The 26,340-nt window shown below is 66.8% G+C and carries 26 protein-coding genes; 17 read left to right on the top strand and 9 right to left on the bottom strand.

What is annotated here, in order from left to right:
- Window positions 1–21: 21 nt before the first annotated feature.
- Entirely contained in the window at window positions 22–876 is an 855-nt protein-coding gene (locus HG262_RS01470) for an oxidoreductase (RefSeq protein WP_169269346.1), read from the bottom strand.
- A gap of 112 nt (window positions 877–988) precedes the next feature.
- On the opposite strand from HG262_RS01470, the gene HG262_RS01475 reads away from it, so the two are divergent.
- Both HG262_RS01475 and HG262_RS01480 read left to right on the top strand, forming a co-directional pair.
- On the top strand, window positions 989–1,936 hold the full coding sequence (locus tag HG262_RS01475; RefSeq protein WP_169269347.1) for a LysR family transcriptional regulator: 948 nt from the start codon (window positions 989–991) through the stop codon (window positions 1,934–1,936).
- Between the two features lie 135 nt (window positions 1,937–2,071).
- The gene (locus HG262_RS01480; RefSeq protein ID WP_169269348.1) at window positions 2,072–3,199 is read left to right on the top strand and encodes an acyl-CoA dehydrogenase family protein; all 1,128 of its coding nucleotides are present in this window, start codon (window positions 2,072–2,074) and stop codon (window positions 3,197–3,199) included.
- A 54-nt stretch (window positions 3,200–3,253) separates the two neighbouring features.
- Here HG262_RS01480 and HG262_RS01485 read toward each other — a convergent pair whose 3' ends face one another.
- Together HG262_RS01485 and HG262_RS01490 are read right to left on the bottom strand one after the other, a co-directional pair.
- Window positions 3,254–4,174, bottom strand: a complete 921-nt coding sequence (locus tag HG262_RS01485) for a hypothetical protein (RefSeq protein WP_169269349.1) — start codon at window positions 4,172–4,174, stop codon at window positions 3,254–3,256.
- Window positions 4,171–4,557, bottom strand: coding sequence for a DUF2784 domain-containing protein (locus HG262_RS01490; RefSeq protein ID WP_169269350.1), 387 nt, complete (start codon window positions 4,555–4,557; stop codon window positions 4,171–4,173). Before HG262_RS01490 ends, HG262_RS01485 begins: the two co-directional genes overlap by 4 nt.
- A 154-nt stretch (window positions 4,558–4,711) precedes the next feature.
- On the opposite strand from HG262_RS01490, the gene HG262_RS01495 reads away from it, so the two are divergent.
- Window positions 4,712–5,092, top strand: a complete 381-nt coding sequence (locus tag HG262_RS01495; protein WP_169269351.1) for a nuclear transport factor 2 family protein — start codon at window positions 4,712–4,714, stop codon at window positions 5,090–5,092.
- 16 nt (window positions 5,093–5,108) lie between these two features.
- On the opposite strand, the gene HG262_RS01500 is transcribed toward HG262_RS01495, so the two are convergent.
- The 4 genes from HG262_RS01500 to HG262_RS01515 form a co-directional block, all read right to left on the bottom strand.
- Entirely contained in the window at window positions 5,109–5,684 is a 576-nt protein-coding gene (locus tag HG262_RS01500; protein WP_169269352.1) for a restriction endonuclease, read from the bottom strand.
- A 55-nt stretch (window positions 5,685–5,739) separates the two neighbouring features.
- A complete protein-coding gene (locus HG262_RS01505; RefSeq protein WP_169269353.1) occupies window positions 5,740–5,985 on the bottom strand; it encodes an RNA-binding S4 domain-containing protein in 246 nt (81 codons plus the stop codon).
- A gap of 58 nt (window positions 5,986–6,043) precedes the next feature.
- Window positions 6,044–6,709 carry a DUF502 domain-containing protein gene (locus HG262_RS01510; protein WP_169269354.1) on the bottom strand — a complete coding sequence of 222 codons (666 nt, stop codon included), beginning with the start codon at window positions 6,707–6,709 and terminating at the stop codon, window positions 6,044–6,046.
- Window positions 6,710–6,853: 144 nt separating this feature from the next.
- On the bottom strand, window positions 6,854–7,321 hold the full coding sequence (locus tag HG262_RS01515; protein WP_169269355.1) for a winged helix-turn-helix transcriptional regulator: 468 nt from the start codon (window positions 7,319–7,321) through the stop codon (window positions 6,854–6,856).
- A 134-nt stretch (window positions 7,322–7,455) separates the two neighbouring features.
- Between HG262_RS01515 and HG262_RS01520 the strand changes: the two genes are divergently transcribed.
- The 4 genes from HG262_RS01520 (at window position 7,456) to HG262_RS01535 (ending at window position 14,003) form a co-directional block, all read left to right on the top strand.
- Window positions 7,456–8,757, top strand: a complete 1,302-nt coding sequence (locus HG262_RS01520) for a D-amino acid dehydrogenase (RefSeq protein WP_169269356.1) — start codon at window positions 7,456–7,458, stop codon at window positions 8,755–8,757.
- Window positions 8,758–8,893: 136 nt separating this feature from the next.
- Window positions 8,894–10,021: a DNA repair exonuclease gene (locus HG262_RS01525; protein ID WP_169269357.1), complete on the top strand. Its 1,128-nt coding sequence runs from the start codon at window positions 8,894–8,896 to the stop codon at window positions 10,019–10,021.
- Entirely contained in the window at window positions 10,018–12,657 is a 2,640-nt protein-coding gene (locus HG262_RS01530; RefSeq protein WP_169269358.1) for an AAA family ATPase, read from the top strand. The genes HG262_RS01525 and HG262_RS01530 overlap by 4 nt, the downstream gene beginning before the upstream one ends.
- 437 nt (window positions 12,658–13,094) lie before the next feature.
- Window positions 13,095–14,003: a DMT family transporter gene (locus HG262_RS01535; RefSeq protein ID WP_169269359.1), complete on the top strand. Its 909-nt coding sequence runs from the start codon at window positions 13,095–13,097 to the stop codon at window positions 14,001–14,003.
- Here HG262_RS01535 and HG262_RS01540 read toward each other — a convergent pair.
- Both HG262_RS01540 and HG262_RS01545 read right to left on the bottom strand, forming a co-directional pair.
- On the bottom strand, window positions 13,957–14,898 hold the full coding sequence (locus HG262_RS01540; RefSeq protein ID WP_169269360.1) for a hypothetical protein: 942 nt from the start codon (window positions 14,896–14,898) through the stop codon (window positions 13,957–13,959). The two genes, HG262_RS01535 and HG262_RS01540, sit on opposite strands and share 47 nt — an antisense overlap.
- Window positions 14,899–15,296: 398 nt before the next feature.
- Window positions 15,297–16,283 (bottom strand): tripartite tricarboxylate transporter substrate binding protein BugE, encoded by a 987-nt coding sequence (locus HG262_RS01545; protein WP_169269361.1) that lies wholly within the window; start codon window positions 16,281–16,283, stop codon window positions 15,297–15,299.
- 562 nt (window positions 16,284–16,845) lie between these two features.
- Here HG262_RS01545 and HG262_RS01550 point away from each other — a divergent pair.
- The 10 genes from HG262_RS01550 to HG262_RS01595 all read left to right on the top strand — a co-directional run bounded on the left by HG262_RS01550 (window position 16,846) and on the right by HG262_RS01595 (window position 26,263).
- On the top strand, window positions 16,846–19,761 hold the full coding sequence (locus HG262_RS01550; RefSeq protein WP_169269362.1) for a monovalent cation/H+ antiporter subunit A: 2,916 nt from the start codon (window positions 16,846–16,848) through the stop codon (window positions 19,759–19,761).
- Window positions 19,761–20,105, top strand: a complete 345-nt coding sequence (locus HG262_RS01555) for a Na+/H+ antiporter subunit C (protein WP_169269363.1) — start codon at window positions 19,761–19,763, stop codon at window positions 20,103–20,105. Before HG262_RS01550 ends, HG262_RS01555 begins: the two co-directional genes overlap by 1 nt.
- The gene (locus tag HG262_RS01560) at window positions 20,102–21,733 is read left to right on the top strand and encodes a monovalent cation/H+ antiporter subunit D (protein ID WP_169269364.1); all 1,632 of its coding nucleotides are present in this window, start codon (window positions 20,102–20,104) and stop codon (window positions 21,731–21,733) included. The genes HG262_RS01555 and HG262_RS01560 overlap by 4 nt, the downstream gene beginning before the upstream one ends.
- On the top strand, window positions 21,733–22,215 hold the full coding sequence (locus HG262_RS01565; RefSeq protein WP_169269365.1) for a Na+/H+ antiporter subunit E: 483 nt from the start codon (window positions 21,733–21,735) through the stop codon (window positions 22,213–22,215). Before HG262_RS01560 ends, HG262_RS01565 begins: the two co-directional genes overlap by 1 nt.
- A 2-nt stretch (window positions 22,216–22,217) precedes the next feature.
- The gene (locus tag HG262_RS01570; protein ID WP_169269554.1) at window positions 22,218–22,499 is read left to right on the top strand and encodes a K+/H+ antiporter subunit F; all 282 of its coding nucleotides are present in this window, start codon (window positions 22,218–22,220) and stop codon (window positions 22,497–22,499) included.
- Entirely contained in the window at window positions 22,496–22,837 is a 342-nt protein-coding gene (mnhG, locus tag HG262_RS01575; protein WP_169269366.1) for a monovalent cation/H(+) antiporter subunit G, read from the top strand. Before HG262_RS01570 ends, mnhG begins: the two co-directional genes overlap by 4 nt.
- Window positions 22,838–23,242: 405 nt before the next feature.
- Complete coding sequence (locus HG262_RS01580; RefSeq protein ID WP_248293202.1) at window positions 23,243–23,701, top strand: hypothetical protein; 459 nt, start codon at window positions 23,243–23,245, stop codon at window positions 23,699–23,701.
- Window positions 23,702–23,806: 105 nt separating this feature from the next.
- Window positions 23,807–24,655 (top strand): HAD family hydrolase, encoded by an 849-nt coding sequence (locus HG262_RS01585; RefSeq protein ID WP_169269367.1) that lies wholly within the window; start codon window positions 23,807–23,809, stop codon window positions 24,653–24,655.
- The gene (tadA, locus tag HG262_RS01590) at window positions 24,648–25,157 is read left to right on the top strand and encodes a tRNA adenosine(34) deaminase TadA (RefSeq protein WP_169269368.1); all 510 of its coding nucleotides are present in this window, start codon (window positions 24,648–24,650) and stop codon (window positions 25,155–25,157) included. The genes HG262_RS01585 and tadA overlap by 8 nt, the downstream gene beginning before the upstream one ends.
- A complete protein-coding gene (locus tag HG262_RS01595; protein ID WP_211186921.1) occupies window positions 25,154–26,263 on the top strand; it encodes an LD-carboxypeptidase in 1,110 nt (369 codons plus the stop codon). Before tadA ends, HG262_RS01595 begins: the two co-directional genes overlap by 4 nt.
- Window positions 26,264–26,340: the final 77 nt, after the last annotated feature.

Below are 26,340 nucleotides of genomic sequence, written 5' to 3' on the forward strand. Positions count from 1 at the left end.
CCGTGGAAGGCCACGTTCCACCTACACCGGGAAATCCGTCGACTGCGCCAGCGCCTTCCAGGCGTCCGTTTCCTCGGCCACATACGCGTTCTTTTCCGCGATCACGCGCAGGGCGTCCGTGCCCAAGGGCAGGCGCAGCGGGGGCGTTTCGGCATCGGCCAGGGTGATCATGGCCGCAGCCAGCTTTGCCGGGTCGCCCGGTTGCTGGTGATTCAGGCCGGCCGCAATCCGTCGCACATTGCCTGACGTGGCGTCGTAGTCGTCGATGATGGCGCCTGCCACGGTCAGCGACGTCGCGTCCAGGAAATCGGTGCGGAAGTAGCCGGGTTCGACGACGGTCGCGTGGATGCCCAGCGGCTTGAGTTCCGCATGCAGCGCTTCGGTCAGCCCTTCGACAGCGAACTTGGTCGAGCAGTACGCGCCGAACCCCGCGCCGGACCGGTAGCCGCCCAGCGAAGACAGGTTGATCACGTGGCCGGCACGTTGCGCCCGCAGCGTGGGCAGCACGGCGCGCGTCACGTTCAGCAGGCCGAACACGTTGGTGTCGTACATGCGGCGCACGTCGGCGTCGCTGGACTCTTCAACGGCGCCTAGCAAGCCGAAGCCCGCATTGTTCACCAGCACATCGATACGGCCGAATCGCGCCAGGCCGGCGGCGACGGCCGCCTTGGCCTGGGCTTCGTTGGTGACGTCCAGCGCAACGGGAAGCAGGGCGGGCGAGTCGCCCAGGCGTTTTGCGATGGCGTCGACATTGCGGCCGGCGGCAATGACGGCGTTGCCGTCGGCAAGTGCCGCCTCGGCGATCAGCGCACCGATGCCGCGCGAGGCGCCGGTGATGAGCCAGACGCGTTTGAAGGAGGTGACGGGGGTTTGCATGGAGAGGCTCCGAAAGGGGGGAATGAGCCTCGATCGTAGGGGGATCGATAATCCAGGAATAGATAGGAAATAGCGGAAATATAATCAACAAAAATTTGCGAATGGGCCTGCCATGAACGAAATCCGTGCCGTCACCATCTTTGCGCGCGCCGCCGTGCTGGGCAGCCTGCGCCGCGCGGCGGTGGACCAGGGCATTTCGCCCCAGGCCGCCAGCCACGCAGTGATGCAGCTGGAAAAGGAGTTGGGCGTGCGCTTGTTCCACCGCACCACACGCAAGCTCAGCCTGACCGAAGAAGGCCAGCAACTGCTCGAAAGCGTGGCGCCGGCCCTGGCAATGTTCGCGACCGCGCTGGATGACGCGCGCCGGTCGCGGCAGGACATCGCCGGCCCCTTGCGCGTCAGCGCGCCCAGGACGATGGCGCGCCACGTGATCTGGCCCGCCCTGATGGCGTTCGCCGCGCAACATCCCAGCGTGCAGCTGGACGTGCAGTTCGATGACCAGTTCACCGATCTGGTCGCGGACCGCGCCGATGTCGGGTTCCGGGGCGGTTCGCCGCCGGCCGAAGGCGCCATCGCGCGCCGACTCGTGCCGATCCAACTGATCGTGTGCGCCTCGCCCACCTATCTGGCTCGCCACGGCACGCCCCGGACCATCGAGGCGCTGGACGAACACCGCTGCACGGGCTACCGGCGCGTCAACACCGGCAAGCTAGCACCCTGGGAGTTCATGGTCGGGGACGAAATCCAGTATCGCGACGTGCCGGCCGTGTTGTGCACCAACGATGCCGAAGCGGAAACCGATGCCGTGGTGGCGGGACTGGGCATCGGGCAACTCGGCAGTTTTTCAGCCGCCGGACCCATCCGCGCCGGCTTGCTGGTGCCGCTGTTGACGCAGCATCTGACGCAGCGGGAATCGTTCTACATCTACTATCGGCGGCGGACGGAACAGCCCCTGCGCGTGAAGGCATTCATCGATTTCATGGTGGAGCGCCTGGCGGACAACCGGGACTTCTTTCTGACGCGTGCCGAGCTGACGCGTCCGCGCAAACCCGGCGCATAGAGCCCGCACGTTTGACGGTGTATTCTCGATTGCGTGGCGCGCCTGCCAACCAAGCCAAGCGCGCGCGAAGCAGAACAAAGCGGGCAGCGCCCATCCGGCGCCCGCTTCGCACTCGAATATCCAGGAGACAGGACCATGTTGTTGACGGAAGAACAGCAGAGCATTCAGGAAATGGCGCGCCGTTTTGCGGCGGAACGCCTGGCGCCCAACGCCGAACGCTGGGACCGCGACCACGAATACCCCGCAGACGCCATCCAGGAGATGGCGCAACTGGGGTTTTTTGGCATGCTGGTGCCGGAAGAATGGGATGGCAACGCCAGCGGCTATATCTCGTATGCGGTGGCGCTGGAGGAGATCGCCGCGGGCAACGGCGCGTGCTCCACCATCATGAGCGTGCACAATTCGGTGGCCTGCATGCCCATCCTGAAGTTCGGCACCGACGCGCAGAAAGAGCAGTTCCTGCGTCCGCTGGCGACCGGCGAGCACATCGGTGGTTTCGCGCTGACGGAGCCGCAGGCGGGGTCCGACGCCAGCAGCCTGCGCACCCGCGCCCGCCGCGACGGCGACGACTACATCCTGAACGGCGCCAAGCAATTCATCACGTCCGGCAAAAGCGGCCAGACGGTGATCGTCTTCGCCGTCACGGACCCCGACGCCGGCAAGCGCGGCATTTCGGCGTTCATCGTGCCGACCGACACGCCGGGGTATCAAGTGTTGCGGGTGGAGGACAAGCTGGGCCAGCACGCCTCGGACACCTGCGTGATCGCCTTCGAAGACATGCGCATCCCCGCCGCGTACCGGCTGGGCGCGGAGGGCGAGGGCTACAAGATCGCGCTGTCCAACCTGGAAGGCGGGCGTATCGGCATCGCGTCGCAATCCGTGGGCATGGCGCGCGCGGCGTTCGAATGCGCGCGCGACTACGCTCGCGACCGCCAGGCGTTCGGCAAGCCCATCATGGAACACCAGGCCGTGTCGTTCCGCCTGGCCGATATGGCGACCCAGATCCATGCGGCACGCCAGATGGTGCTGCATGCCGCCGCACTGCGCGAAGCCGGCAGGCCGGCATTGACCGAGGCATCGATGGCAAAGCTCTTTGCCTCCGAGATGGCCGAGAAGGTCTGCTCGGCAGCGATCCAGACACTGGGCGGCTACGGCTATCTGAAGGATTTCCCGGTCGAGCGCATTTACCGCGATGTGCGCGTGTGCCAGATCTACGAAGGCACCAGCGACATCCAGCGGCTGGTGATCGCCCGCAGCCTCTAGGCCGCTTGGCGGCGCGTTTTCCTGCCAAGCCGCGCCGCCGCGGCCGATCCTGATTCAGCCGTTGTTCGGGGCGCTGCCCAGGCGGGCCTGCGTCAGTTCCTTGTTCCAATATGCCAGGTTTTCCCCCCAGTCGGGACGGTTTTGCGCGCGCAGTTCGTCCAGGATGCGTTGCGCATCGTCCAACCGGCCCATGTGCAGGTTGGCTTTGATCAGGTTGTTGCCGACTTGCAGGCCATGCGCGTGGACCTGGAATTGGGGGCCGGCCAATTCCAGGATGTCGGCGATGCGGCCGGCATTGCCCAGGTCGCCGCTCATTTGCATCAGCAGGTCGGCCGGCGCGGGCTGGCCCACGCGCGACAGCGCTTCGCGGTACAGGGCAAGCGCGCCCGCGTAATTGTGCGACCCGAGCTCGCCGCGCGCCAGCCACAGTTGCGCGCGCCAGCTGCCGGGTAACCCGGCGACTTTGCGCATCGCCGCGATGCCCGCCGTGTCGCCGCCGACATCGCGGTGGATGGCCTCGAACCAGCCCAGGCCGTTGTCCTGGTTCGGGTCCAACTGCAGCGCGTGCCACAACGTGTCGAGCGCGCGGGCTTCGTCATCGCGTTCGGCATGGACTTTGGCCAGATTGGTCAGCACGATGCCGGTTTCGCCGTGCTGCACGCAGAACGTCTGGAGCACGCGTTCGCTGTCGTCCAGTCGGCCTTGTTTCATGTAGACGATGGCTTGCAGCACCACGGCGCGTTCGGCGTTGCGGTCCAGTTCCACCAGCCGCTCGGCGGGACGGGCCATCTCGTCGATGAAACCGTCGTTCAGCGACTGGATGATCAGGCCGGCCAGGCGGTCGGCATCATTCCAGTCCTGCTGGATGGCACCCGGCAGCACGTTGTCGCGCCATTGCTCGCGGGTGACGCGGATCTCGCGGCCGTCGGCGTCATAGGCGAGGATCATCCGGGTGGGGTCGGGAAGGGAGGTCATGCGTGGGATCCTTGGGAAAAATTGCGCCGGCGCCGCCGTGCCCACAGCGCGTACACCACGATATTGCCCACGATCAGCAGCACGGCCAGCACGATCTGCGTAGTCCGGGTGATGCCTTCGGGGTAGATCAGGCCCAGCACATAGTGTTCGATGAAACCGCCGGCGTAGCCCTGTTGGCCGGCCTGCTGGCGCAGCGACACTTCAAGCGGCGTCAGCGGGCAGATCCAGCCCATGCCGATCACCATGGCGCCCCAGGCCAGCGCGGGCAGGTGCCAGTACGCAATGCGGGGCCGCCATAGCGCAAGCAAGCCGCCGAACATGACGAAGGCGACGAAGAGGCCGTGCACGACCAGGACCAGGTCGGCAAGGATGCGGTATGTCATTGAAGATTCTCGGCGGGTTCAGAAAAGCCGGCAAGTGTGCCGGATTCGCATTTAATCGTAAGGCCGCCGGCGCCGGGCGGGAGTTTGGCAACAAAGCACGACGCTTGGTGTCGGAATAGAATGCCGGCGTCGATACACCGCGAAGGCAAAGATAATGGGCCAGACGATAGCAGGGCGGATTCAAGCCGCCGAAGAAGAATTGCGCCAGGCGATGCTGGCTTCCGACGTCGCGGCGCTTGAGCGCTTGCTGGATCCGGCGCTGCTGTTCACGAACCATATGGGCTGGAGCTTCACCCGCGAAGACGACCTGGACGCGCACCGCTCAGGCATGCTGAAGATCCATGGGCTGGACTTCTCTGAACTGAATATCCTGCCGCGCGCGGAATGCGCCGTCGTGTCGGTGCAGGTGCGGATTTCGGGCAGCTACAACGGCGTGCCCGCCAATGGCATGTTCCGCTTCATGCGGACCTGGGCGCCGGATGCGGCGTCCGGCCAATGGCGCGTGATCGCGGCCAGTTCCGTGATGGTGGTTTGACGCCTGCCCGCGGCGGTCAGACTTTCAGGTCGCGCAGCAGCTTGGCCAGTTCGGGCGCCGTCATCAGCGAGACGCCTTGCGATTTCGCGTAGGCCCAGGCATTGTCGGACACGTCGCCCAGCGCGATGTAGATGGCTTCGCGGGCGCCGCGCTGTTCGCGCGCGGCCTGCAGTTCGCGCAGCGGATCGACGCCCACGCGGGCGGCCTTCCAGCGCTTGGCGCTGACGATGGCCACATGGCCGTCTTTGCTGAGCGCGAAGTCGGCGCCGGGCGTCTGCAGGCGCTGCACCTCGCAGCCGTCGCGTTTGAAGCCCGCCTCGACCGTGTCCGCGAATTCCGCCCACGACATGGCGGCGGCGGCTTCGGCCACCGCCTGCACGCGGGCGCCGGAGGGTGCCCGCAGCTGCTTGTAGGCGGCCATGATGGAAATGACCGCGAACGGCACCGCCGCAAACACGCCCATCGCCGCGAAGTCCCGCGGCAGGGCGGCAAAGCCACCCACGCACAGCAGCACGGCCACGCCGGCGCTCATCCACCACGGCGAGCGCAGCAGGACGGCGAAGATGGAGTTCTGGGACATCTTGAATTTCATGGCGGCTCGCGGCGTTGCGGGGGCGGTCGGGAATGTGGGGTCAGGCGGGGAGGGGTCAGGCGCTGTCGGCAGGTGTGTCGGCGGCGCGCACCACGATGCGGACGTCGCCGCAGGTGACGATCTGGCCACCGCGGATCTTGGCCGTCTTGCGGGTTTCGACGACGCCGCCTACGTTGACCAGGCCGTCGGCCACCAGCATCTTGCCCGCGCCGCCGCTGTCACAGACGCCGGTGGCTTTCAGCAATTGGTTCACTTCAATGTAGGGGCAGCCGTCGGCAAGCGTGAATTCGATGATGGGCATGGAGGAAGTGCGTGGATTCAGGTGGGGAAGCGGTCGGGTCGGGCCGCGCCAGATCGTGTCAGACGGGGCCGCTGCTGCCCGTGTTGTCGGGGGTGGGCGCCGGCGCCTCGGGCACGCTGGGGGCGGCGGGGCGCGGGGCGCTTTCCGCACGCGCCATCCAGGCGATCAGGGACGAGCGCATGGCTTCTTCGACCGACATCTGGATCGGTTGCACCCAGTCCTGCGGCACGAAGACGGTGTAGCCGCCGATCATGTAGCCCATCGGCAGGTAGACGGCCACGCGGTCGCCTTGGGTGAAGCCTTCGGGCAGGCCTTCCACGCTGCGGCGGGTGACAAGGCCCACCAGTTCCAGTTGCTGGCCCGGCACGCGCAGGATCACGACCTGCTGCGCGGTGTTCTTGGAGCTGGGCGAAAAATAGTCCGCGAAGCTCTTCAGGGACGAATAGATGCTCTTGACCACCGGCAGGTTGGTGAACGGCATTTCGACCACGGTCAGGAAACGCTGCACGCGCTGCTTGGAGACCAGGTAGCCGATGGCCAGAATGCCCAGGATGCCCAGCGCCAGACCCATGCCCGGCACGTAGAAGCCGCCGATGAAGGGGCGCAGGAAGGTCAGCGCCACGGCTTCCGTCCAGGCCAGGAAGATGTAAAGCAGATACAGGGTCAAGGCCAGCGGCAGGACGGTGATCAGGCCGCGGAAGAAGTATTTGTAGAGACGATTCATAAGCAGTCGTAAAGAATTAGGGTCTGACCAGGCTTGCCGGCGCGGGTCGGAGGGCCGCCAGCATAGCAGCCGGCGCCTGTGAATTCCGTAATAAACCGCATCGCCCCTGGGATATCGGGGCCAGGAAACCCTTGCGCGCGCGGCCTAGCGGTCGACGGGCAGGTACAGGGTTTCCTTGATTTCCTCCATGACCACGTAGCTGCGCGACTCAGCGGAAGCCGGCAGTCGTTTGAGGATCTCGCCCAGCAGGCGGCGGTATTCGTTCATTTCCGTCAAGCGGGCCTTCACCAGATAGTCGAAGTCGCCGGAAACCAGGTGGCACTCCATGACTTCGGGCACATATAGCAGCTCTTTCTTGACCTTGTCGAAGACGTCGCCGGATTTGGCCGACAGCTTGATTTCCAGGAAGACGAGCAGGTTCTTGCCCAACGCGGCCGGGTTGACGCGCGCATGGTAACCCGTGATGACGCCTTCGCGCTCCATGCGCTTGATGCGGTCCGAGCAAGGGGTAGCGGACAGGCTCACCCGATCAGCCAGTTCGGTGACCGAAATGCGGCCTTCCCGCTGCAGGATATCCAGGATTTTCAGGTCGATTCGGTCTAGGTCGCGCATTTCACTTTTGGCGATCGAAAAACAGGGGCGGGCCCGGGAAAAGCACTGGCAAAGGAAAATAATCAGTGCTTTTCACTGCGAATAGGCTCATAGACTACCGAAAATACTGACCAAATCCAAATACGGAAAGAATCATGCATGTGATCGTCCTCGGCAGCGGCGTTATTGGCACCACCACCGCCTATTATCTGGCCCGTCAGGGTGCCAAGGTGACGGTCCTGGACCGCCAGCCCGCCGCCGCCCAGGAAACCAGCTACGCGAACGCCGGCCAGGTGTCGCCGGGCTATTCGACGCCCTGGGCCGCGCCCGGCATCCCCTTGAAGGCCATCAAGTGGCTGTTCCAGAAGCATGCGCCCCTGGCGATCCGGCCGGACGGCAGCCTGTACCAGCTAAGGTGGATGGCGGCGATGCTGGCCAACTGCTCGGCCGACCGCTATTCGGTCAACAAGGAACGCATGCTGCGCCTGGCCGAGTACAGCCGCGACTGCCTGCGCGAACTGCGCGCGTCCACCGGCATCCATTATGAAGAGCGCACGCGTGGCACGTTGCAGCTGTTCCGCACCGAGGCCCAGCTGGAAGCCGCCCGCCGCGACATCGCCGTGCTGGAAGAAGTGGGCGTGCCCTACGAACTCCTGGACCGCAACCGCCTGATGACGGCGGAGCCCGCCCTGGCGCGCTCGATCCACAAGCTGGCCGGCGGCTTGCGTCTGCCGAACGACGAAACCGGCGACTGCCGCCTGTTCACCACGCGGCTGGCCGAGATGGCTGCGGCCCTGGGCGTGGACTTCCGCTACAACCAGACCGTCTCCGGCTTGAACACTGCCGGCGGCCAGATCACGGGCGTGCGCGTGGGTAGCGAAGTCCTGACGGCCGACCGCTACGTGGCCGCCTTCGGCAGCTACACGCGCGGCTTCCTGGAACCGCTGGGCCTGGACCTGCCGGTCTACCCGGTCAAGGGCTATTCGCTGACCATTCCGCTCAAAGACGAGGCCGCCGCGCCGGTGTCGACCATCCTGGATGAAACCTACAAGATCGCCGTTACGCGTTTCGACGAGCGGATCCGCGTGGGCGGCATGGCCGAATTGTCCGGGTTCGACCTGCGCCTGAAGGACGCCCGCCGCAGGACGCTGGAGCTCGTCGTCAACGACTTGTTCCCGGACAGCGGGCACGTCGCCCAGGCCGAGTTCTGGACGGGTCTGCGCCCGATGACGCCCGACAGCACGCCCGTTGTCGGCCCGACCCGCTACGGCAACCTTTTCCTGAACACCGGCCACGGCACCCTGGGTTGGACGATGGCTTGCGGCTCCGGCAAGCTGGTCGCCGACCAAGTCATGGGCCAGCGCCCGGCAATCCGTACCGACGGGCTGAGCCTGTCGCGCTATGACCGCCGCGCATCGTCCCGTTCGCCGCTGGTGCTGGACGGCAACCGCGCCTGATCGGGCGTTTCCGGCACGCCCCGCACCGCTTATCGGGCATCGGCCAAAAGCCATGCCCGCAACGGCCCGCCCTGCGCAAAATGCAGGGCGGGCCGTTGTCTGTTTTGAATCGCGCGGCTTGTGCCAAAATCGGCCCATGACCCATTTCCTGCATACCGCCGATTGGCAGATCGGCCGTCAGTACGGCCAGTTCGAAACCGATGACGCCGCCATGCTGGCCGAGGCGCGCTTTGACGTCGTGGCACGCATCGCGGCGCTTGCCACGGAACGTGGCGTGGACGCCGTGCTGGTAGCCGGCGACGTGTTCGATACGCAAGGCGTTTCCGACCGCACGATCCGCCGGCTGTTCGCCGCCATGGCCGCATACGCCGGCCCCTGGGTGATGATCGCCGGCAACCACGATGCGGCATTGGCCGACAGCGTATGGAGCCGCGCGATGCAGCTGGGCTGCATCCCCGGCAATGTGCACGTGCCGTTGCGCACGGACGTCGTCGACCTGCCCGGCATCAACCTCGCCGTGCTGGCCGCGCCGCTCACCCAACGGCACACCTATGACGACGTGACGCAGGCCTTCGATACGCTTGAGACGGCGGCCGGCCGCGTGCGCGTCGGCCTGGCTCACGGCAGCGTCGCGGGCCGCCTGCCCGACACCATCGACGCCACCAATCCCATCGCGCCCGACCGCGCGGCCCGTGCCGGCCTGGACTATCTGGCGCTGGGCGACTGGCATGGCTGCCTGTCGATCGACGCGCGTACCTGGTATGCCGGCACGCCTGAGCAAGACCGTTTCCGCGGCAATGAACCCGGCTACGTGCTGGACGTGCGCATCGACGGCCCGCGCGACGAGCCCGTGGTCGAACGCGTGGCGACGGGCAAGTACCGCTGGTCCGCCTGGACCGAGACCGTCAGCCTGCCGACCGATGCACAGGCCTTGGCCGAACGCCTGGCGGCGCTGCGTGCGCAAGACGTGCTGCGCCTGGATGTGCAGGGCCACGTCAACATGGAAACATGGGATGCGCTGCAACGCGCGGTGGATCAGGCCGCAGCCCAGGTGCGGGCCTTGCTGCCTGACCTGTCCGGTCTGCGGCTGGAACCCGATCAGGCCGATCTGGCCGAATTGGGCGCCAGCGGATACGTCGGCGAAGTGGCGGCGCAATTGCAGGCCTTGCAAGCGGATGCCGCGCAATCCGCGGTGGCGGGCGAGGCCTTGCGGCTGCTGCTGCGGTTCCAGCGCGAAAGCGCGACGCAGGGGGCCGCCAAATGAAGCTCTCGCGTATCGCGCTTGAAGAATTCCGCAAGTTCCGCCAGCCGATGGTGCTGGACGGCCTGCAAGACGGCTTGAACCTGTTCGTCGGCGCCAACGAGGCCGGCAAGAGCACGGTGGCCGCCGCCATCCGCGCGGCGTTTCTGGAACGCTACAGTACCAGCAAGGTCGCCGATCTGGCCCCGCGCGGAGAGTCCGGCGCGCGGCCCAGTGTCGAACTGGCGTTCACGCACGCGGGTCATGCCTATGTGCTCAAGAAGCAATTCCTGTCGCGTGCCCGATGCGAACTGTTGATCGACGATGGCGCGCAACGCCTGGACGGCGAGGAAGCCGAGAACGCGCTGGCCGCCTTGCTCGGGTTCGAACTGCCGGGACGCGGCCAAAGCAAACCCGACCTTGCCGGCATTCCCGGCCTGCTATGGATCCAACAGGGCGACGGCCACAATCTGCAAGAGGCCGCCGGCCATGCGGGCGCTCATCTGCGCGAGGCGCTGACGCAGCTGTCCGGCGAACTTGCCGCCAGCGACGGCGACCGGCTGTTCGAACGCGTGTCGTCTGAACGCGCCGCCTTGCTGGATGCGCGCAACGGGCGTCCCAAGGGCGCCTACAAGGATGCCGAGGACGCCCTGGCGCGCGCCATCGCGGAACGGGACGATTGCGCGCAGGCGATGGCGCAGCTGAATGCCGACGTGGACCGCTTGGCCGAATTGCGCCGCGACCACGAGCGCGCCCAAACCAGCCAGCCCTGGAAGGATTTCGAGGCCCGCGCCGTCGAGGCCCGCGCCCGGCTGGCCGCCCTGGCGAAGGAGCGCGAAGCCTTCGAGGGCCTGCGCCGCGAGCAGGGCCAGGCCGCGCAGACGCTGAGTCTGCTGCAGGATCAGGTGCGCCGCGACCAGCAGGACGAATCCGACTACCAGGCGCTGGTCCAGGAAGCCCAGGCGGCCCGTGCCCGGGTCGAGGCGGCGCAATCCCCGCTGGCGCGGGCCCGGCAGCAGCGCGAAACCCATGCGGCCGCGGTCGACGCGGCCCGCTTGCAGGTGGCTGCGGTGCAGGCCGTGGCCGACCGCCGCGACCTGGAGCGCCAACTGGCGCAATTGAACGCCGAAGTCGACCGGCTGGACGACGCGCTCAAAGCCGTCACCACGCTGATCGAGCAAGGTTCCACATTGAAGGCGGAAGCCCTGCGGATCGAAATCGCGGATGTCGATATCGAGGCGCTGCGCAAAAGCGAGCGTGAACTGGCCAATCTGCAACTGCGCCAGCAAGCCATTGCCACGCGGCTGTCGTACCAGTTGGAAGCGGGGCGGGCGGCCACCCTGGACGGCCGGCCCTTGGCGGGCGCGGACCAAGTGCTGCTGACCTCCGCCGCCGATCTGGACCTGCCGGGCGTGGGGCGCTTCCGCATCGAACCGGGCGGCCAGGACTTGCCGGCGCTGCAACGCGAGCTGGCCAGCGGGCAGGCGGCATGGGCCGCCTTGCTGGAACGGCTGGGCGTCACGGCGCTAGCCGATGCCGAACAGCGTCACGCGCGCTATACGGCGTTGCAGCGCGAGCTGGACGGCATGCGCAAGACGCTGGCCATCCACGCGCCCAAGGGCGTGGATGTGCTACGCGGGCAACGCGACGACGCGTTGGCTCGGCGCGTGCCCTTGCAGGAGCGGCTTGCCAAGCTGCCCGCGGCGGCCACGGGCATGGCGCCCGATCAGGACGACCTGCCCGCCGCGGTCCAGGCGTTGCGCGAGGCCGAAGCGGTGGCGGCACAGGCCGACGCGTCGCTGGCGGCCGCCCAGCGGACGCTGGATGCGGACAGCGCCCGCGCGCAATTGCTGGAAGGCCAGGCGGCGGCGCGCGGCGCGGAATTGCAATCGGCCGAGCGTGCCGCGCAACGGCAGGCGCGCGCAGGCCGGCTGGCCGAAGTGCGCAGCGGTCATGACGAACTGGATCGCCGCGTGCGCGAAGCGCAGGCGGCGTTGGCCGCGCATCGTCCCGAACTGGTCGAACAAGACGTCCAGCGCTACGAGAAATCGGCCGCCATTGAGCGCGATGCGCAGCACAAACGCCACGGCGAAATCCTGCAGTTGCAAGGCAAGCTGGACCAAGCGGGCGCGCAAGGCTTGGGCGAACGCCTGTCCGAATCCGCCGCCGCGTGCGAACGGCTTGAGCGCCGCCGCGATGATTTCACGCGCCGCGCGGCCGCGCTGGAGTTGTTGCTGACTTTGCTGACCGACAAGCGCGCCGCCGCCACCCAACGACTGCAGGCGCCCTTGGCGCGGCGCTTGAACCACTATCTGGCCTTGCTGTTTCCCGAGGCCGCGTTGCGCCTTGACGACGCGCTGCTGCCCAGCGCATTGCGGCGGGGGGATGGCGAAGACCTGCTTGAAGCCTTGAGTTTCGGCACCCGCGAGCAACTGGGCATCCTGGCGCGGTTCGCGTATGCCGATTTGCTGCGCGAAGCCGGACGCCCCACGCTGCTGGTGCTGGACGATGCGCTTGTGCACACCGACGACGCGCGGCGCGACTTCATGAAACGGGCGTTGTTCGATGCCGCCACACGCCACCAGATCCTGATGTTCACCTGCCACGGCGAGGCATGGCGCGACATGGGGGTCGAACAGCGGCGGATCGGCGGGGCCTGATCCGCGGGTCTAGATCCGCGGGTCTAGATCCACTTGACGCGGCATGGGGGCAACGGATAGGCTACGGGAATGCCTGACTTCATGCCCTTCGCCGCTTCCACTGCCGCTGCTCTTGCAGCCGGCCGTCGTGCGCGCGGGCTGTCCGGGCATGCCGGTGTCATCTCTCCTGTTGTTTCCCCTGTCATCTCCGCCGTCGTTGCGGCAGTGGTATCGCCGCCTGCCTCGCCGCCTTCCGGCGTGGTCTCGGGCGTCCACCCGCCTTCGGCGGTCGTGTTCGGCTGACCGCCAAACCGACGCTCCCGTCCCTTTCCTTTTCAGTGCGCTTGACCGGTTGACGCGTATCGCGTCCGTCACGCGCGGCTGATCCGTGCGCGTGCGCCGCCACCGGCATACGCGCGCAAGGCGGGAGCCTGTTCTTACCCTGACAGGTGAAACTCATGTCTTTCGATCGATCCACGTGGACCGCTTACGGCTCCACCACCTTGTTCGTGCTGCTGTGGAGCGGCGGTGCGATCTTCGCCAAATGGGGGCTGTCGCACGCCTCGGCGTTCGGCTTCCTGCTGCTGCGCTTCATCCTTGCCCTGGCCGTGCTGCTGGCGATCTGCCTGTGGCGCAAACGCTGGCTGCCCGAACGCGGCACGCGCATCACCGTGGCGCTGACGGGGCTGTTGCTCATCGGCAGCTATTCCATTTGCTATCTGCTGGCGCTGGACCATGGCATTACGCCAGGGGTGCTGGCCACGTTGCTGGGCGCGCAGCCCATCCTGACGCTGGCGATGATGGAACGGCGCTACTCGCCAGCGCGTCTGGCCGGGCTGTTCCTGGCGTTGTGCGGCCTGGTCATGGTGGTGTACCAAAGCATCGGCATGGCGCGCTTTTCCGTGGCGGGCATGGCGTTTGCCTTTGCCGCGCTGGCCAGCATGACCGCAGGCGCCATCCTGCAAAAGCGCGTGAAGCAGGCGCCCATGGACGTGATGCCCCTGCAGTACGTCGTCAGTCTGGCGCTATGCCTGCTGTTCGTGCCGTTTCAGCCCGTCCGGGCCGACTGGACCCTTGGATTCGTCCTGCCGCTGGTCTGGATGGGGCTTGTGATCTCGGTGGGCGCGACCTTGCTGTTCTACCGCATGATTCAGGCCGGTAACCTGGTCAACGTGACAAGCCTGTTCTATCTGGTGCCGGCTGGCACCGCGGCGCTGGACTACCTGATCCTGGGCAACCGTTTGTCGGCGCTGAGCCTGGCGGGCATGGGGGCAATCCTGCTTGGCCTGATGCTGGTGCTGCGCCATCCGGCGGCGGCCGTCAGGCCAGCGTCGGATAAGCGGCCGCCTGCCAAGACGGCCGCGTAGCGCCAAGTGCGGCGTCGCCGTTCTCGCCTGCGTCCTGCCCGACCCAGTAGCCGCTGACGAGCTGGGCGGGGCGGGTCTGGGCCGAGACGCGGGCGCAGACGGACCACGCGTCCAGCCGGACGCTCAGTCCGGCATAGACGCCGTGGCCGTCGCCGGCCTGGATCGCGCCCTCGGCCTGCACGCCTTCGCCGGCGCGGATCGAGCCGTCGGCGCGGATGTCGCCGCCCGCGATCATGCCCCAACCGGAGGCCAGATGGTCGCCGCACTGGATGGACCCGCCGGCCTGGATACCGCAGGCCGCATTGATTTCCTTGTCTGCCCGCACGTCGCCGCCAGTCTTGATGCCTTGGCCGCATTTGATGGCGCCTTGCGTCTGCACATCCTGTCCAGCATGCAGGTGGCCCGTCACGGCCAGGTCTTGGCCTGCGCAGATGTCCCACTTGGCGCGCACGTTGCCGGCGCAGTCCAGGCGGGTGGCGGCTTCGATGCCCCAGTCGGCCGAAATGTCGCCGCCCGCGCGCAAGTTGCCGCCGCTGGCGATATTGGCGGCTGCGGTGATGTTCTCGCCGGCCATGATCGTTTCGCCAGCCCGGATGCCGCCGCCCGTGACAATGCTGCGGCCCGCGCGCACGACGCTGTCCACATTGATGCCCATGCGCACTTCCAGCGTCCCGGCGAAGACGATGGCATTGGCGTCGACGGCATCCAGCTTCAGCACGGCGTCGGTGGGGCCGAACTGGTCCAGCAGCCAGCAGGCGTCACTGACGCGGCCGTCGGCCACCAGCGCGTCAAGCACGGCCTGGTAGTCCCCCTGGCCGTTGTGGTCGCGGATGAACCATTTGTAGCCGCCCGCGCAGGGGTTCTTGGCTTTGACGAATTTCTTGGTAAGTTGCATGGCGCTTAAGGCGAGATCGTTGCGTGGCGCGGCCGCCGGCGGGCAGGGCGGGCGGCGAAGATTCAGCTGCGGGCGCCCGGCCACGCGGCAGGGCGTTCGCCGGCATGGCGCAGGCGACGCGCGCACGGATGTGCGGGGGCCACCGGCGACAGGCCGGAACAGGAAGGGGAAAAGCGAGGGAGCCGGGTGATTAGCCGGGCTTGGAGCGCGCGTAAGCGGAACGCGCGGCGACTTCCTGCGAGCTCAACAGAGTCGAGCGCAGGGCGCAAAGGACGCAGGCAGCGGGAGGGATGGGAGAAAAATCGGATCGCACGGGGCCAGATGCTAACACCGGCGCAATCGTAGTCAAGTGGGAAAGGCCGCCCCGTCTCAAGGGGCAGCCTTCCCCGGCGTGAGGATCAGTTCGTCGACACGATGTTGCGTTCCTTGGCGATGCGCTGGCGCAGTTCCAGTTCACGCTTGATCTGCGCTGCGTACTCGGCAGGCGTGTTGCCGTCCACCAGCGAACCGCCGTCGGCCAGGCGCTGGGCGATTTTCGGGTCTTTCAGCGCCTTGACGGCGGCGTCGTGGACGCGGTCGACCACGGCTTGCGGCGTGCCGGCGGGCGCGACCAGGCCGTACCAGGCCATGTTGTCCATTTCGGGCAGGCCGCCTTCCTTGAAGGTCGGGACGTCCGGCAGGGCGGGCAGGCGCTTCGGGGCGGCCACGGCCAGGGCGCGCAGCTTGCCGGCCTGGATGTGGGGCATGGACGAAGGCAGGTTGTCGAACTGTGCATTGACCTGGCCGGCGATCACGTCGTTCAACGCCGGGCCCGAGCCGCGGTAGGGAACGTGGACCATGTCGGTCTGGGTCAGCGACTTGAACAATTCGCCGTCCAGGTGACCGATGCCACCCGCGCCGGACGAGGCGTAGCTGTACTTGCCCGGGTTGGCCTTGAGCAGCGTGATGAACTCCGCCAGCGACTTGGCGGGCACGGCCGGGTTGACGGTCAGCACGTTCGGCACGTTCACCAGGTTGGTGATCGGGGTGAAGTCCTTGATCGGGTTGTACGGGTTCTTCGGGTTGGTGGCCGGGTTCGTGGCCATGGTGCTGACGGTGGCCACGCCCAGGGTGTAGCCGTCGGGGGCGGAACGCACCAGCGCGTCGGCACCGATCGAGCCGCCGCCGCCGCCGCGGTTTTCCACCACGACAGCCTGGCCCAGCTCGCGGCCCAGCCCTTCGGCCACGATGCGGGCGACGATGTCCGTCGTGCCGCCGGCGGCGAAGGGAACGATCAGGCGGATGGGTTTGTTGGGGTAGGGGTCGGCGGCTTGGGCGCCGGAACTAAAGCAGACGCCGGCGATGGCGGCGGCCAGGACGGCCTTGGCATGAGACAGCACGGTCAAGAGTCTTCTCCATATTTTGTTGTTCCGAGCCGGCCGGCTTCTTGGGCCGGCGTCGGTGAAGCGCGCGTTGCCGGGATGCCGGCGTAGCCAACGCTTCGTGGGCGCAATTCCACACAGGAAATCCCCTACGGTCAACTCAGGATTCTCCCTGCCCCCAAGCTTGGAAAATATTTTTTTAGTGACGGATCGTTGTGCGGAAATAGCGTCAGATCGCCGAAAAAGCCATGTCTGACAACAAGATGAACATTTTCCCATTACCTGTCATTGCGCAATCATTGCGCAGTCATCATGCTGTCATTAGACGGTTTCATACATAAATCTCTGCATAACTTACAAGAATCTGATATTTTTCGGATGAGATTCTTGGCCGGTCTTGCAAGAAAGCTATTGCGTTTGTTTCTGTCTGCGCCGTTCAATGGGGCGTTGGTTGATGTCCCCGCGGGGCAACGTGTAGTGCAGCGACGCACCGGGCCAGGGTTCCGTCCGTTTTTCAATCCCCGGTCTGTTTCGTCTCTCGCCGCCACGTGCCGGCGGGGGGGGGCCCGGACATTCTCGGAACGCCATGTCGCTGATCCTGATCCTCGCTCTGCCGTTTGCCGGCAGCCTGTGCGCCGCGCTGCTGCCTTCGAACGCCCGTAATGCCGAGGCGTGGTTGGCTGGCCTGATCGCCCTGGCCTGTGTGGTTCTGATTGCCGGCCTGTACCCGGAAGTCGCCAACGGCGGCGTGGTCCGGTTCGATATGCCCTGGGCGCCTGCCCTGGGCCTGCAATTCACCCTGCGCATGGACGGCTATGCCTGGCTGTTCGCGCTGATCGTGTCCGGCATGGGCGCGCTGGTGGTCCTGTATGCGCGCTATTACATGTCGCCGGAAGACCCGGTGCCGCGCTTCTTCTCGTTCTTCCAGGCCTTCATGGCCGCCATGCTGGGCGTGGTGCTGTCGGGCAACCTGATCCAGTTGGTGATGTTCTGGGAAATGACCAGCCTGGCGTCGTTCATGCTGATCGCGTATTGGCATCACCGCCTGGACGCCCGCCGCGGCGCGCGCATGGCGCTGACGGTGACCGGCGGAGGCGGGCTCTGCCTGCTGGCCGGCGTGCTGATCCTGGGCCACATCGTCGGCAGCTACGACATGGACCGCGTGCTGGCCTCCGGCGACCTGGTGCGCGCCGATCCCTGGTACCCCGCCGTGCTGGTGCTGGTGGCGCTGGGCGCCCTGACCAAAAGCGCGCAATTCCCGTTCCATTTCTGGCTGCCCAACGCGATGGCGGCGCCGACGCCGGTGTCCGCCTACCTGCACTCGGCCACCATGGTGAAGGCCGGGGTGTTCCTCCTGGCGCGCTTCTGGCCGGTGCTGTCGGGCACCGACGAGTGGTTCTGGATCATCGGCGGAGCAGGGCTGATCACGCTGGTGTTGGGGGCGTATGCCGCCATCTTCCAGCAGGACATGAAGGGCGTGCTGGCCTATTCCACGATCAGTCACCTGGGCCTGATCACGCTGCTGCTGGGCCTGAACAGCGAATTGGCGCTGGTGGCCGCCATCTTCCACATGATCAACCACGCCACCTTCAAGGCGTCGCTGTTCATGGCGGCGGGGGTGGTCGACCACGAAACCGGCACCCGCGACCTGAGCCGGCTGTCCGGCCTGTACAAGGCCATGCCCATCACCGCCACGCTGGCGATGGTGGCGGCGGCATCGATGGCGGGGGTGCCGTTGCTGAATGGCTTCCTGTCCAAAGAGATGTTCTTCGCCGAGACCACGTTCGTTAGCGGCGATCGCCTTATTCAGATCGGCCTGCCGCTCATGGCGACCATTGCGGGTGCTTTCAGCGTGGCCTATTCGCTGCGCTTCATCTTGCAAGTGTTCTTCGGCCCCCCGGCCACCGACCTGCCGCGCGCGCCGCACGAGCCGCCGCGCTGGATGCTGTTGCCCAGCGCGTTGCTGGTGTTCATGTGCCTGCTGGTGGGCGTGCTGCCGGGCCTGACGGTCGGCCCGTTCCTGGCGACCGCGGCGCAGAGCATCCTGGGCGAGAACATGCCTGAATACAGCCTGGCCGTCTGGCACGGCCTGAACCTGCCGCTAGTGATGAGCCTGGTCGCCACCGCGGCCGGCGTGCTGCTGTACCTGGCGCTGCGCGTGCATCAGCGCGCCAACCCGGGACGCGTGCCGTTCATCTACCGCCTGGACGGACGCCGCACCTTCGAGTCGCTGCTGGACGGCTCCAGCGTCGCGGCCGCCTGGCTGCTGCGCTGGGTGGCTTCATCCCGCCTGCAGGTGCAGATGCTGCTGATCGTCCTGGGCACCTTGTTCGTGGCGTGGCTGCCGCTGCGCGCGGGCGGATGGCTGGAGGGCACGGGTCGCATGACGCCGGTCGACCCCGCTTTCGCGCTGTTGTGGCTCGTGGGCGGCGCCTGCGCGCTGGGCGCGGCGTATCAGGCCAAGTACCACCGCCTGGCGTCGTTGGCGCTGGCGGGCGGTGCAGGCCTGATTACCTGCCTGACGTTCGTATGGTTTTCCGCGCCCGACCTGGCGCTGACCCAGTTGTCCGTCGAAGTCGTCACCGTGGTGCTGCTGCTTCTGGGTTTGCGCTGGCTGCCGCGCCGGATCGAGAAGGACGACGAAGAACCGCTGAAGGCCACGTTGCGCGCCCGGGGCCGCCGTTTCCGCGACTTGCTGATGGCCACGGCCGCTGGCACCGGCATGGCGGCGTTGGCCTACGCGGTGTTGGTGCGTCCGCAAGGCGAGACGATCTCTTCCTATTTCGTGGACCGCGCGCTGCCTGACGGCGGCGGCACAAACGTGGTGAACGTGATCTTGGTGGACTTCCGCGGCTTCGACACCTTCGGCGAGATCACGGTGCTGGGCATCGTGGCGCTGACGGTCTACGCGCTGCTGCGCCGCTTCCGTCCGGCCGCCGAAAGCGCCGACCTGCCGCGCCAGCAGAAAGAACAGGACGGCGGCGTGCCGGCCGCGCCCGACATCAAGTCGCTGGTGCCCGACGGCCCGATGATGGTGCCGACGGTGCTGGTGCGCCTCTTGCTGCCCACCGCCGCGCTGATTTCGGTGTACTTCCTGCTGCGCGGCCACAACCAGCCGGGCGGCGGCTTTGTCGGCGGACTGATCTTCGCCACCGCCGTCATCCTGCAATACATGGTGGGCGGCGTGTACTGGGTGGAGTCGCGCAGCCGGCTCAACCCGCAGAATTGGATCGGGATCGGCCTGCTGGCCGCCGGCATCGCGGCCGTGACCGCGTGGCTGGCGTACAAGCCCTTCCTGGCCGCGCTGGCCTGGGACGTGGCGTTGCCGCTTGTCGGCCACGTCCACCTGTCCAGCGTGCTGCTGTTCGACTTGGGCGTGTACATGCTGGTCGTGGGCTCCACCGTGCTGGTGCTGGTGGCGCTGGCCCACCAATCGCTGCGCGCGCAACGCAAGGCCGCCGCCGAGATCCAGGCGGCCGCCGCACAAACAGGGGAAGCCTGATGGAATTGATCTATGCCGTCGCGATCGGCGTGTTGGCGGGTTCGGGCGTCTGGCTGCTGCTGCGGCCGCGCACGTTCCAGTTCATCATGGGCCTGTCGCTGGTGTCGTATGCGGTGAATCTCTTCATCTTCGCCATGGGCCGGCTCACGTCCGGCCGCCCGCCGGTGGTGGACCCCGCCATGGCGCATGATCCTTCCTGGTACGCCGACCCGCTGCCGCAAGCCCTGGTGCTGACGGCGATCGTGATCGGTTTCGCCACCACGGCGCTGTTCCTGGTTGTGCTGCTGGCCTCGCGCGGCCTCACGGGTACCGACCACGTTGATGGACGGGAGTCCCAATCTTGAGTTTCTGGCTTCAACACCTTCCTGTACTGCCCATCATCACGCCGCTGCTCGCAGGCGCGGCGATGCTGCTGCTGGCCGATACCAGCCGCTACACGCGGGGTACGATTTCCGTGGTCGCCACGCTGGCTCAACTGGCTGCCGCGATCGCGCTGCTGGCGGTCGCCGGCGGCGGCGTGCCTGGCGTCTGGCCGGGCGGGGTAGGCGTCTACCTGGTGGGCGACTGGCCCGCGCCGTTCGGCATCGTGCTGGTCGTCGACCGGCTGGCCGCCGTCATGCTGACGCTGACCGCCGTGCTGGGCCTGGCGACACTGACGTATGCCCTGGCGCGCTGGGATCGCGCCGGCGTCCATTTCCATTCACTCTTCCAGTTCTTGCTGATGGGCCTGAACGGCGCCTTCCTGACGGGCGACCTGTTCAACCTGTTCGTCTTCTTCGAAGTGCTGCTGGCGGCGTCCTACGGCCTGCTGCTGCACGGGTCGGGCGTCGCGCGCGTCAGCGCGGGCCTGCAGTACATCGCCGTGAACCTGGTGGCGTCGTTCCTGCTGCTGATCAGCATCGCGCTGATCTACGGCGTGACCGGCACGCTGAACCTGGCCGACCTGGCGCTGCGCGCCGGCAACCTGACAGGCGCCGAACGCATGCTGTTCGAAGCCGGCGCCGCCATCCTGGGGGTGGCCTTCCTGGTGAAGGCGGGCGCCTGGCCGCTGAACTTCTGGCTGGTGAAGGGCTATGGCTCGGCCGGCGCGCCGATCGCGGCCATGTTCTCCATCATGACGAAGGTCGGCATCTACGCGTTGCTGCGCATCGGGTCGTTGCTGCTGCCGTCCGGCGCGCCGGCGGCATTCAGCCTGGACTGGATGTTCGCGGCGGGCCTCGCCACGCTGCTGTTCGGCGCGCTGGGCCTGCTGGCGACTCAGCAGCTGGAGAAGATGGTCGGCTATTGCGTCATCGTGTCGGCCGGCACGCTGCTGACGGCGCTGGGCATGCCCGGCGTGACCCTGACTGGCCCGGCGCTGTTCTACCTGATCAGCTCCGTGCTGACGACAGGCGCGTTCTTCATGCTGGCCGAACTGATCGAGCGCACCCGCAGCTTCGGCGCCAACGTGCTGGCCGTGACGCTGGACGCGTTCGACCTGGACGACCCTGCGTCCGTGAACCGTTCCGACGACGTGGTCGGCGTGGCGATTCCGGCGGCGATGGCGTTCCTGGGGCTGGCCTTCATCTGCTGCGCGCTGCTGGTGACGGGCCTGCCGCCCCTGTCGGGCTTCGTGGCCAAGTTCTCCCTGCTGTCGGCGGCGGTGTCCGCCGCCACGGAATCCGCGCCGCCGCTGGACGCGTGGATCCTGGTGGCCGCGGTGCTGGTATCGGGCCTGGCCGGCCTGGTGGGCCTGGGCCGCACCGGCATCCGCGTGTTCTGGGCCAGCGACGACCGCAGCACGCCGCGCCTGCGCGTGATCGAAGCCGGGCCGGTGGCCGTGCTGCTGTTGCTGTGCGTGGGCCTGGCGGCGGGCGCGGGGCCGGTGTCGGCCTATCTGGACGACGCCGCGCGTTCGCTGGATCAACCCAAGTCGTATATCGATGCCGTCATGTCCGCGCAAACCGTCCGTGGCATCAAGGGGGGAAGCTGATGCGCCGCCTTTACTTCCTGTTCCTGCCCGTTTTCCTGTTCGTCCTGTGGCTGGTGCTGAACGAAAGCCTGTCCGCGGGCCAGATCGCGCTGGGCGCGGCGCTGGCGCTGTGGTTTACGTGGGCCGCCTCGCGCCTGCGTCCGCTGCATGCGCGGCCGCGCCGCCTGTGGAAGGCGGTGCCGCTGTTCCTGCACGTCACGACGGACATCATCAAGTCCAACATCGCCGTGGGCAAGCTGATCCTGAATCCGCGCCGGAACAATTTTTCGCCCGGGTTCATCCTGATCCCGCTGACCATGCGCGATCCGCACGGCCTGGCGATGCTGGCCTGCATCGTCACCTATACCCCGGGCACGGTCTGGGTCGACCTGACGCCCGACCACCGCCTGAAGCTGCATGTGCTGGATCTGCAGAACGAAGATGACTGGATCAAGCTGGTGCAGGAGCGCTACGAGCGCCCGTTGATGGAGATGTTCGAATGACTATGAATACCGCACTGTATTGGGCCGCGTCCTTTGCCCTGGTGTGTTTTGCGCTGGGCATGGTGTTCGCCGCCGTCCGCCTTCTGCGCGGCCCCACCGCGCAAGACCGCGTCCTGGCCCTGGACACGCTGTATATCAACGGCATGCTCACCATGCTGGTTTTCGGTATCCGCTCGGGGGCGTCGCTGTATTTCGACATCGCGCTGCTGATTGCGCTGTTCGGGTTCGTGGGCTCCACCGCGATGGCTCGCTTCCTCCTGCGCGGCGAGGTGATCGAGCCATGATCGAAACCGCCATCCCCCTGTGGGCCGGCATCCCGGCCTGCATCCTGCTGGTGCTGGGCGGTCTGCTGGCGCTGACCGGATCGGCCGGCCTGCTGCGGTTCCGCACGTTCTACGCGCGCATCCACGCGCCCACGCTCGGCAATACCCTGGGATGCGGCTGCGTGCTGGCCGCGTCCATCCTGGTGTTCTCGGCCTTGTCCGCGCGGCCCGTGTTCCACGAAGTGATCATCATGCTGCTGCTGGTCGTGTCGTCTCCCGTTACGGCCATGCTGCTGATGCGCGCGGCAACCTACCGCAACCGGCTGACCAAGGCCGACGCAGACCTGGATGCCCGCTAACGCCGGTAACAAGCGACACATCATGTGAATGCGCCGCAGCATGTTGCACTGCGCCACGCGACAACAAGACAGGGGCCCGGTGCCCCTGTCTTGTTGTCGCCGGGCTGTCCCAGGAGAAAAAATGCCCGCTTTGGGGCGGCAAGCATGCCAAGCGTGCCCGGTGTGGGAGCTATTCGCGTCCGTGCGCGCGCCCCTCGCAAATCTGACGCTTGATACGTAACCTTACGAAATCAAGTTGCTGGACATGTCCCCGACGCGGCATCGTGGGATAGTGGTCGCAAGCAAGCGGCGGGACGGGCAGGTGGTCTTGACCGCTTACGGTTCAATTCTTTCAAGGAGCTGGCCATGAACGTACGACCCATGCATACCAAACGCCTCGCAGCGACCCTCTGCGCGGCGGGCTTGATGTTGGCCGCGGGCGCGGCCCACGCGGCAGATGCGATCGGCCGCGCCGCCATCCAGTCCCAATACGAGCAGGACGTTGCGAAGTGCAAAAGCGGCAATACCAACCAGGACCGCGCGACATGCATGCGCGAAGCTGGCGCGGCCCGCGATGAAGCTAATCGTCAGAACCTGAAGGAAGGCAGCGCCGACCAGCATCAGCAGAACATGGTCGACCGCTGCAATCGCCTGCCGGCGGCGTCCCGCCAGGACTGCCTGACCCAGATGTCGTCGCCCACCAATGTGCGCGGCAGCGTCCAGGGCGGCGGGGTACTGCGTGAAACGGTGATCCAGGTGCCGGCAGGCACGGTCCCGCCGGCCACCACGGCGCCGGGCATGGCGCCGGCTCCCGGCATGGCGCCGGCTCCTGCAATGGCGCCTGCGCCGGCTACCGGCACGATGAACGCCCCGATGCGCCAATAATGGCCGGATAGGGCCCGGGAGGGCGCACAGCGGCCGCCACATTCAGGCAAAATGGCGGCTGCTGCGCTTTTTCCGCCCTTATTCCGCCCTTTATTCACGCATCCCATGTCCGATGTCATCGCCCTGATTTTCGATTTCGACGACACGCTGGCTTCGGACAGCACGTCCGGTTTCCTGGAAAGCATCGGGGTGGACACGGCCTCGTTCTGGAAAGACGAGGTCGACCCGCTGCTGTCCAAGCAGGACTGGGATCCGGTGCCCGCCTATCTATACAAGATGATCCAGCTGTCCCAGGCGGGCACGCATGGCCTCATCACGCAGCAGCGCCTGAAGGAATGGGGCTCGCGCCTGGAATTGCACGACGGGGTGCCGACCTTGTTCCAGCGCCTGCGGACGGCGGTGCGGGCCGAACAGCCGCAGGTGCAGCTGGAGTTCTACCTGATCTCAAGCGGCATCGGCGACGTGGTGCGTTCCACGCCCATCGCGTATGAATTCACCGAAATCTGGGCATCCGAATTCGTCTATGGCGACGACGGCGGCATCACGTTCCCGCGCCGCATCGTCAGTTTCACCGACAAGACACGCTATCTGTTCCACATCCAGAAAGGCATCATCGGGCGCGACTTCCGCAACAAGCCCTTCGAGGTCAACCGCAAGGTGCCCGAAGACCGCTTGCGCGTGCCGTTTGACCAGATGGTGTTCGTCGGCGACGGCTACACCGACATCCCGTGCTTCTCGCTGATCCGCCGGGCCGGCGGCTTTGCCTTCGGCGTCTGGGATCCGAAGCACCGCGACAAGCGCAGCCGGGCGTGGGGGTTCATCGAAGAAGGGCGGGTGTCCAACCTGAACCAGGCGCGCTACGACGAACAGGCCGAGCTTTACCAGTGGCTGGAAGAGGCCGTGACCAGCCTGGCCGGCCGCATTGCGCTGAAATCCCGGGTGTACCGTGGTTGAGGCCGGTCCGCTTGCGGCCGTCCCGCCCTGGACCGAAGAAGACGCCCGCTACATCCGCCTGGCGCTGCAAGAGGCCCAGGCCGCTTACGACATCGGCGAAGTGCCCGTGGGTGCGCTGGTCGTGTCCGCCAAAGGCGAGATCCTGGGGCGCGGCTATAACCGCACCATCATCGACCACGACCCCACGGCCCACGCCGAAATCGTCGCCTTGCGCAGCGCTGCGCGCCAGATGGAAAACTACCGCCTGCCGGGCATCACCGTCTATGTCACGCTGGAGCCTTGCGTCATGTGCATCGGCGCCATGCTGCATGCGCGGCTGGCGCGTGTCGTGTTCGGCGCCTACGACCCCAAGACCGGCGCCTGCGGCAGCGTGCTGGACGTCGGGTCGGTCCCGAAACTCAATCATCACACTTCAGTCACTGGCGGCGTGCTGGCGGAACCTTGCGGCGACTTGCTGCGCCGGTTCTTCCGCGAACGCCGCGCCAAGGAATCCATAGCATGAGCACCCCCAAAGCCGCCAAGGCGGGCACGAAGGCAGCCGCCGGCAAGACCGCCGCCAAGCCGGCTGCAAAGACCGTTGCAAAGACGGCTGCAAAGACGGCTGCAAAGACGGCCATCAAGACCCCCGCCCACGACCACGACCACGATCATGGCCACGGCCCCGCCTGCGACGAGGATTGCGGCCACGACCACGGGCACAGCCACACGCTGCCGGACGCCCGGGGCATCTATCTGATCTCGCCGTCCTCGGCCGTGCGCGACCCGGCCACGGTCGAACTCGCCCGCGAACGCCTGCAGCAGCAGGGTTTCAAGACGGTCATCGATCGCACCGCCTACGCCGAACACCAGCGCTTCGCCGGCACCGACGCGCAGCGCCTGGCCAGCCTGACGCGCGCCGTCAAGCAGAAGCTGCCCATCGTCATGGTGACGCGCGGCGGCTACGGCATGGGCCGGTTGCTGCATCAGATCGATTGGAAAGCGATGGCCGACAGCGGCAAGCGCTTCGTCGGCATGAGCGATTTCACTGCCTTCAACCTGGGCCTCCTGGCGCAGACGGGCGCCGTCAGCTACACCGGCGCCACCGCGGTCGCCGACTTCGGCGGCAAGAAAGTCGATGACCTGACGGAAGCGCTGTTCGGCGAAGTCATGCGCGGCGAGCTCGAAATCCTCAGCTTCGAAACGCAAGACGCCGACCCGGTCGATGCCCGCGGCATCCTGTGGGGCGGCAATCTGGCCATGCTGACGTCGCTGCTCGGCACGCCGTACTTCCCGAAGATCCGTGGCGGCATCCTGTTCCTGGAAGACGTGGCCGAGCATCCCTACCGCGTCGAGCGCATGTTGATCCAGCTGTGGCAGGCCGGCGTCCTGGCCAAGCAGAAGGCGATCGTGCTGGGCCGCTTCTCGGACTACAAGCTGGCACCGCACGACAAGGGCTATGACCTGCACGAAGTCGTCGCCTGGCTGCGCAAGACGGTCAAGGTGCCGGTCGTCACCGGCCTGCCTTACGGCCATGTGGCCACCAAGGCCACCTTGCCGATCGGGCAGAAGGTGGGTATCGCCACCGAAAAGGGCCTGGCGCATCTGGTGCTGGACGAACACCACCACTGATTTACCCGTGGCGAGACGCCCCCGGGATCCGGCTCCGGCCGGAACCCGGGGGCGTTTTCATTCGGGACCGGACATTG

The organism is Achromobacter sp. Bel, from assembly GCF_012928505.1.
Lineage (GTDB): Bacteria > Pseudomonadota > Gammaproteobacteria > Burkholderiales > Burkholderiaceae_B > Achromobacter.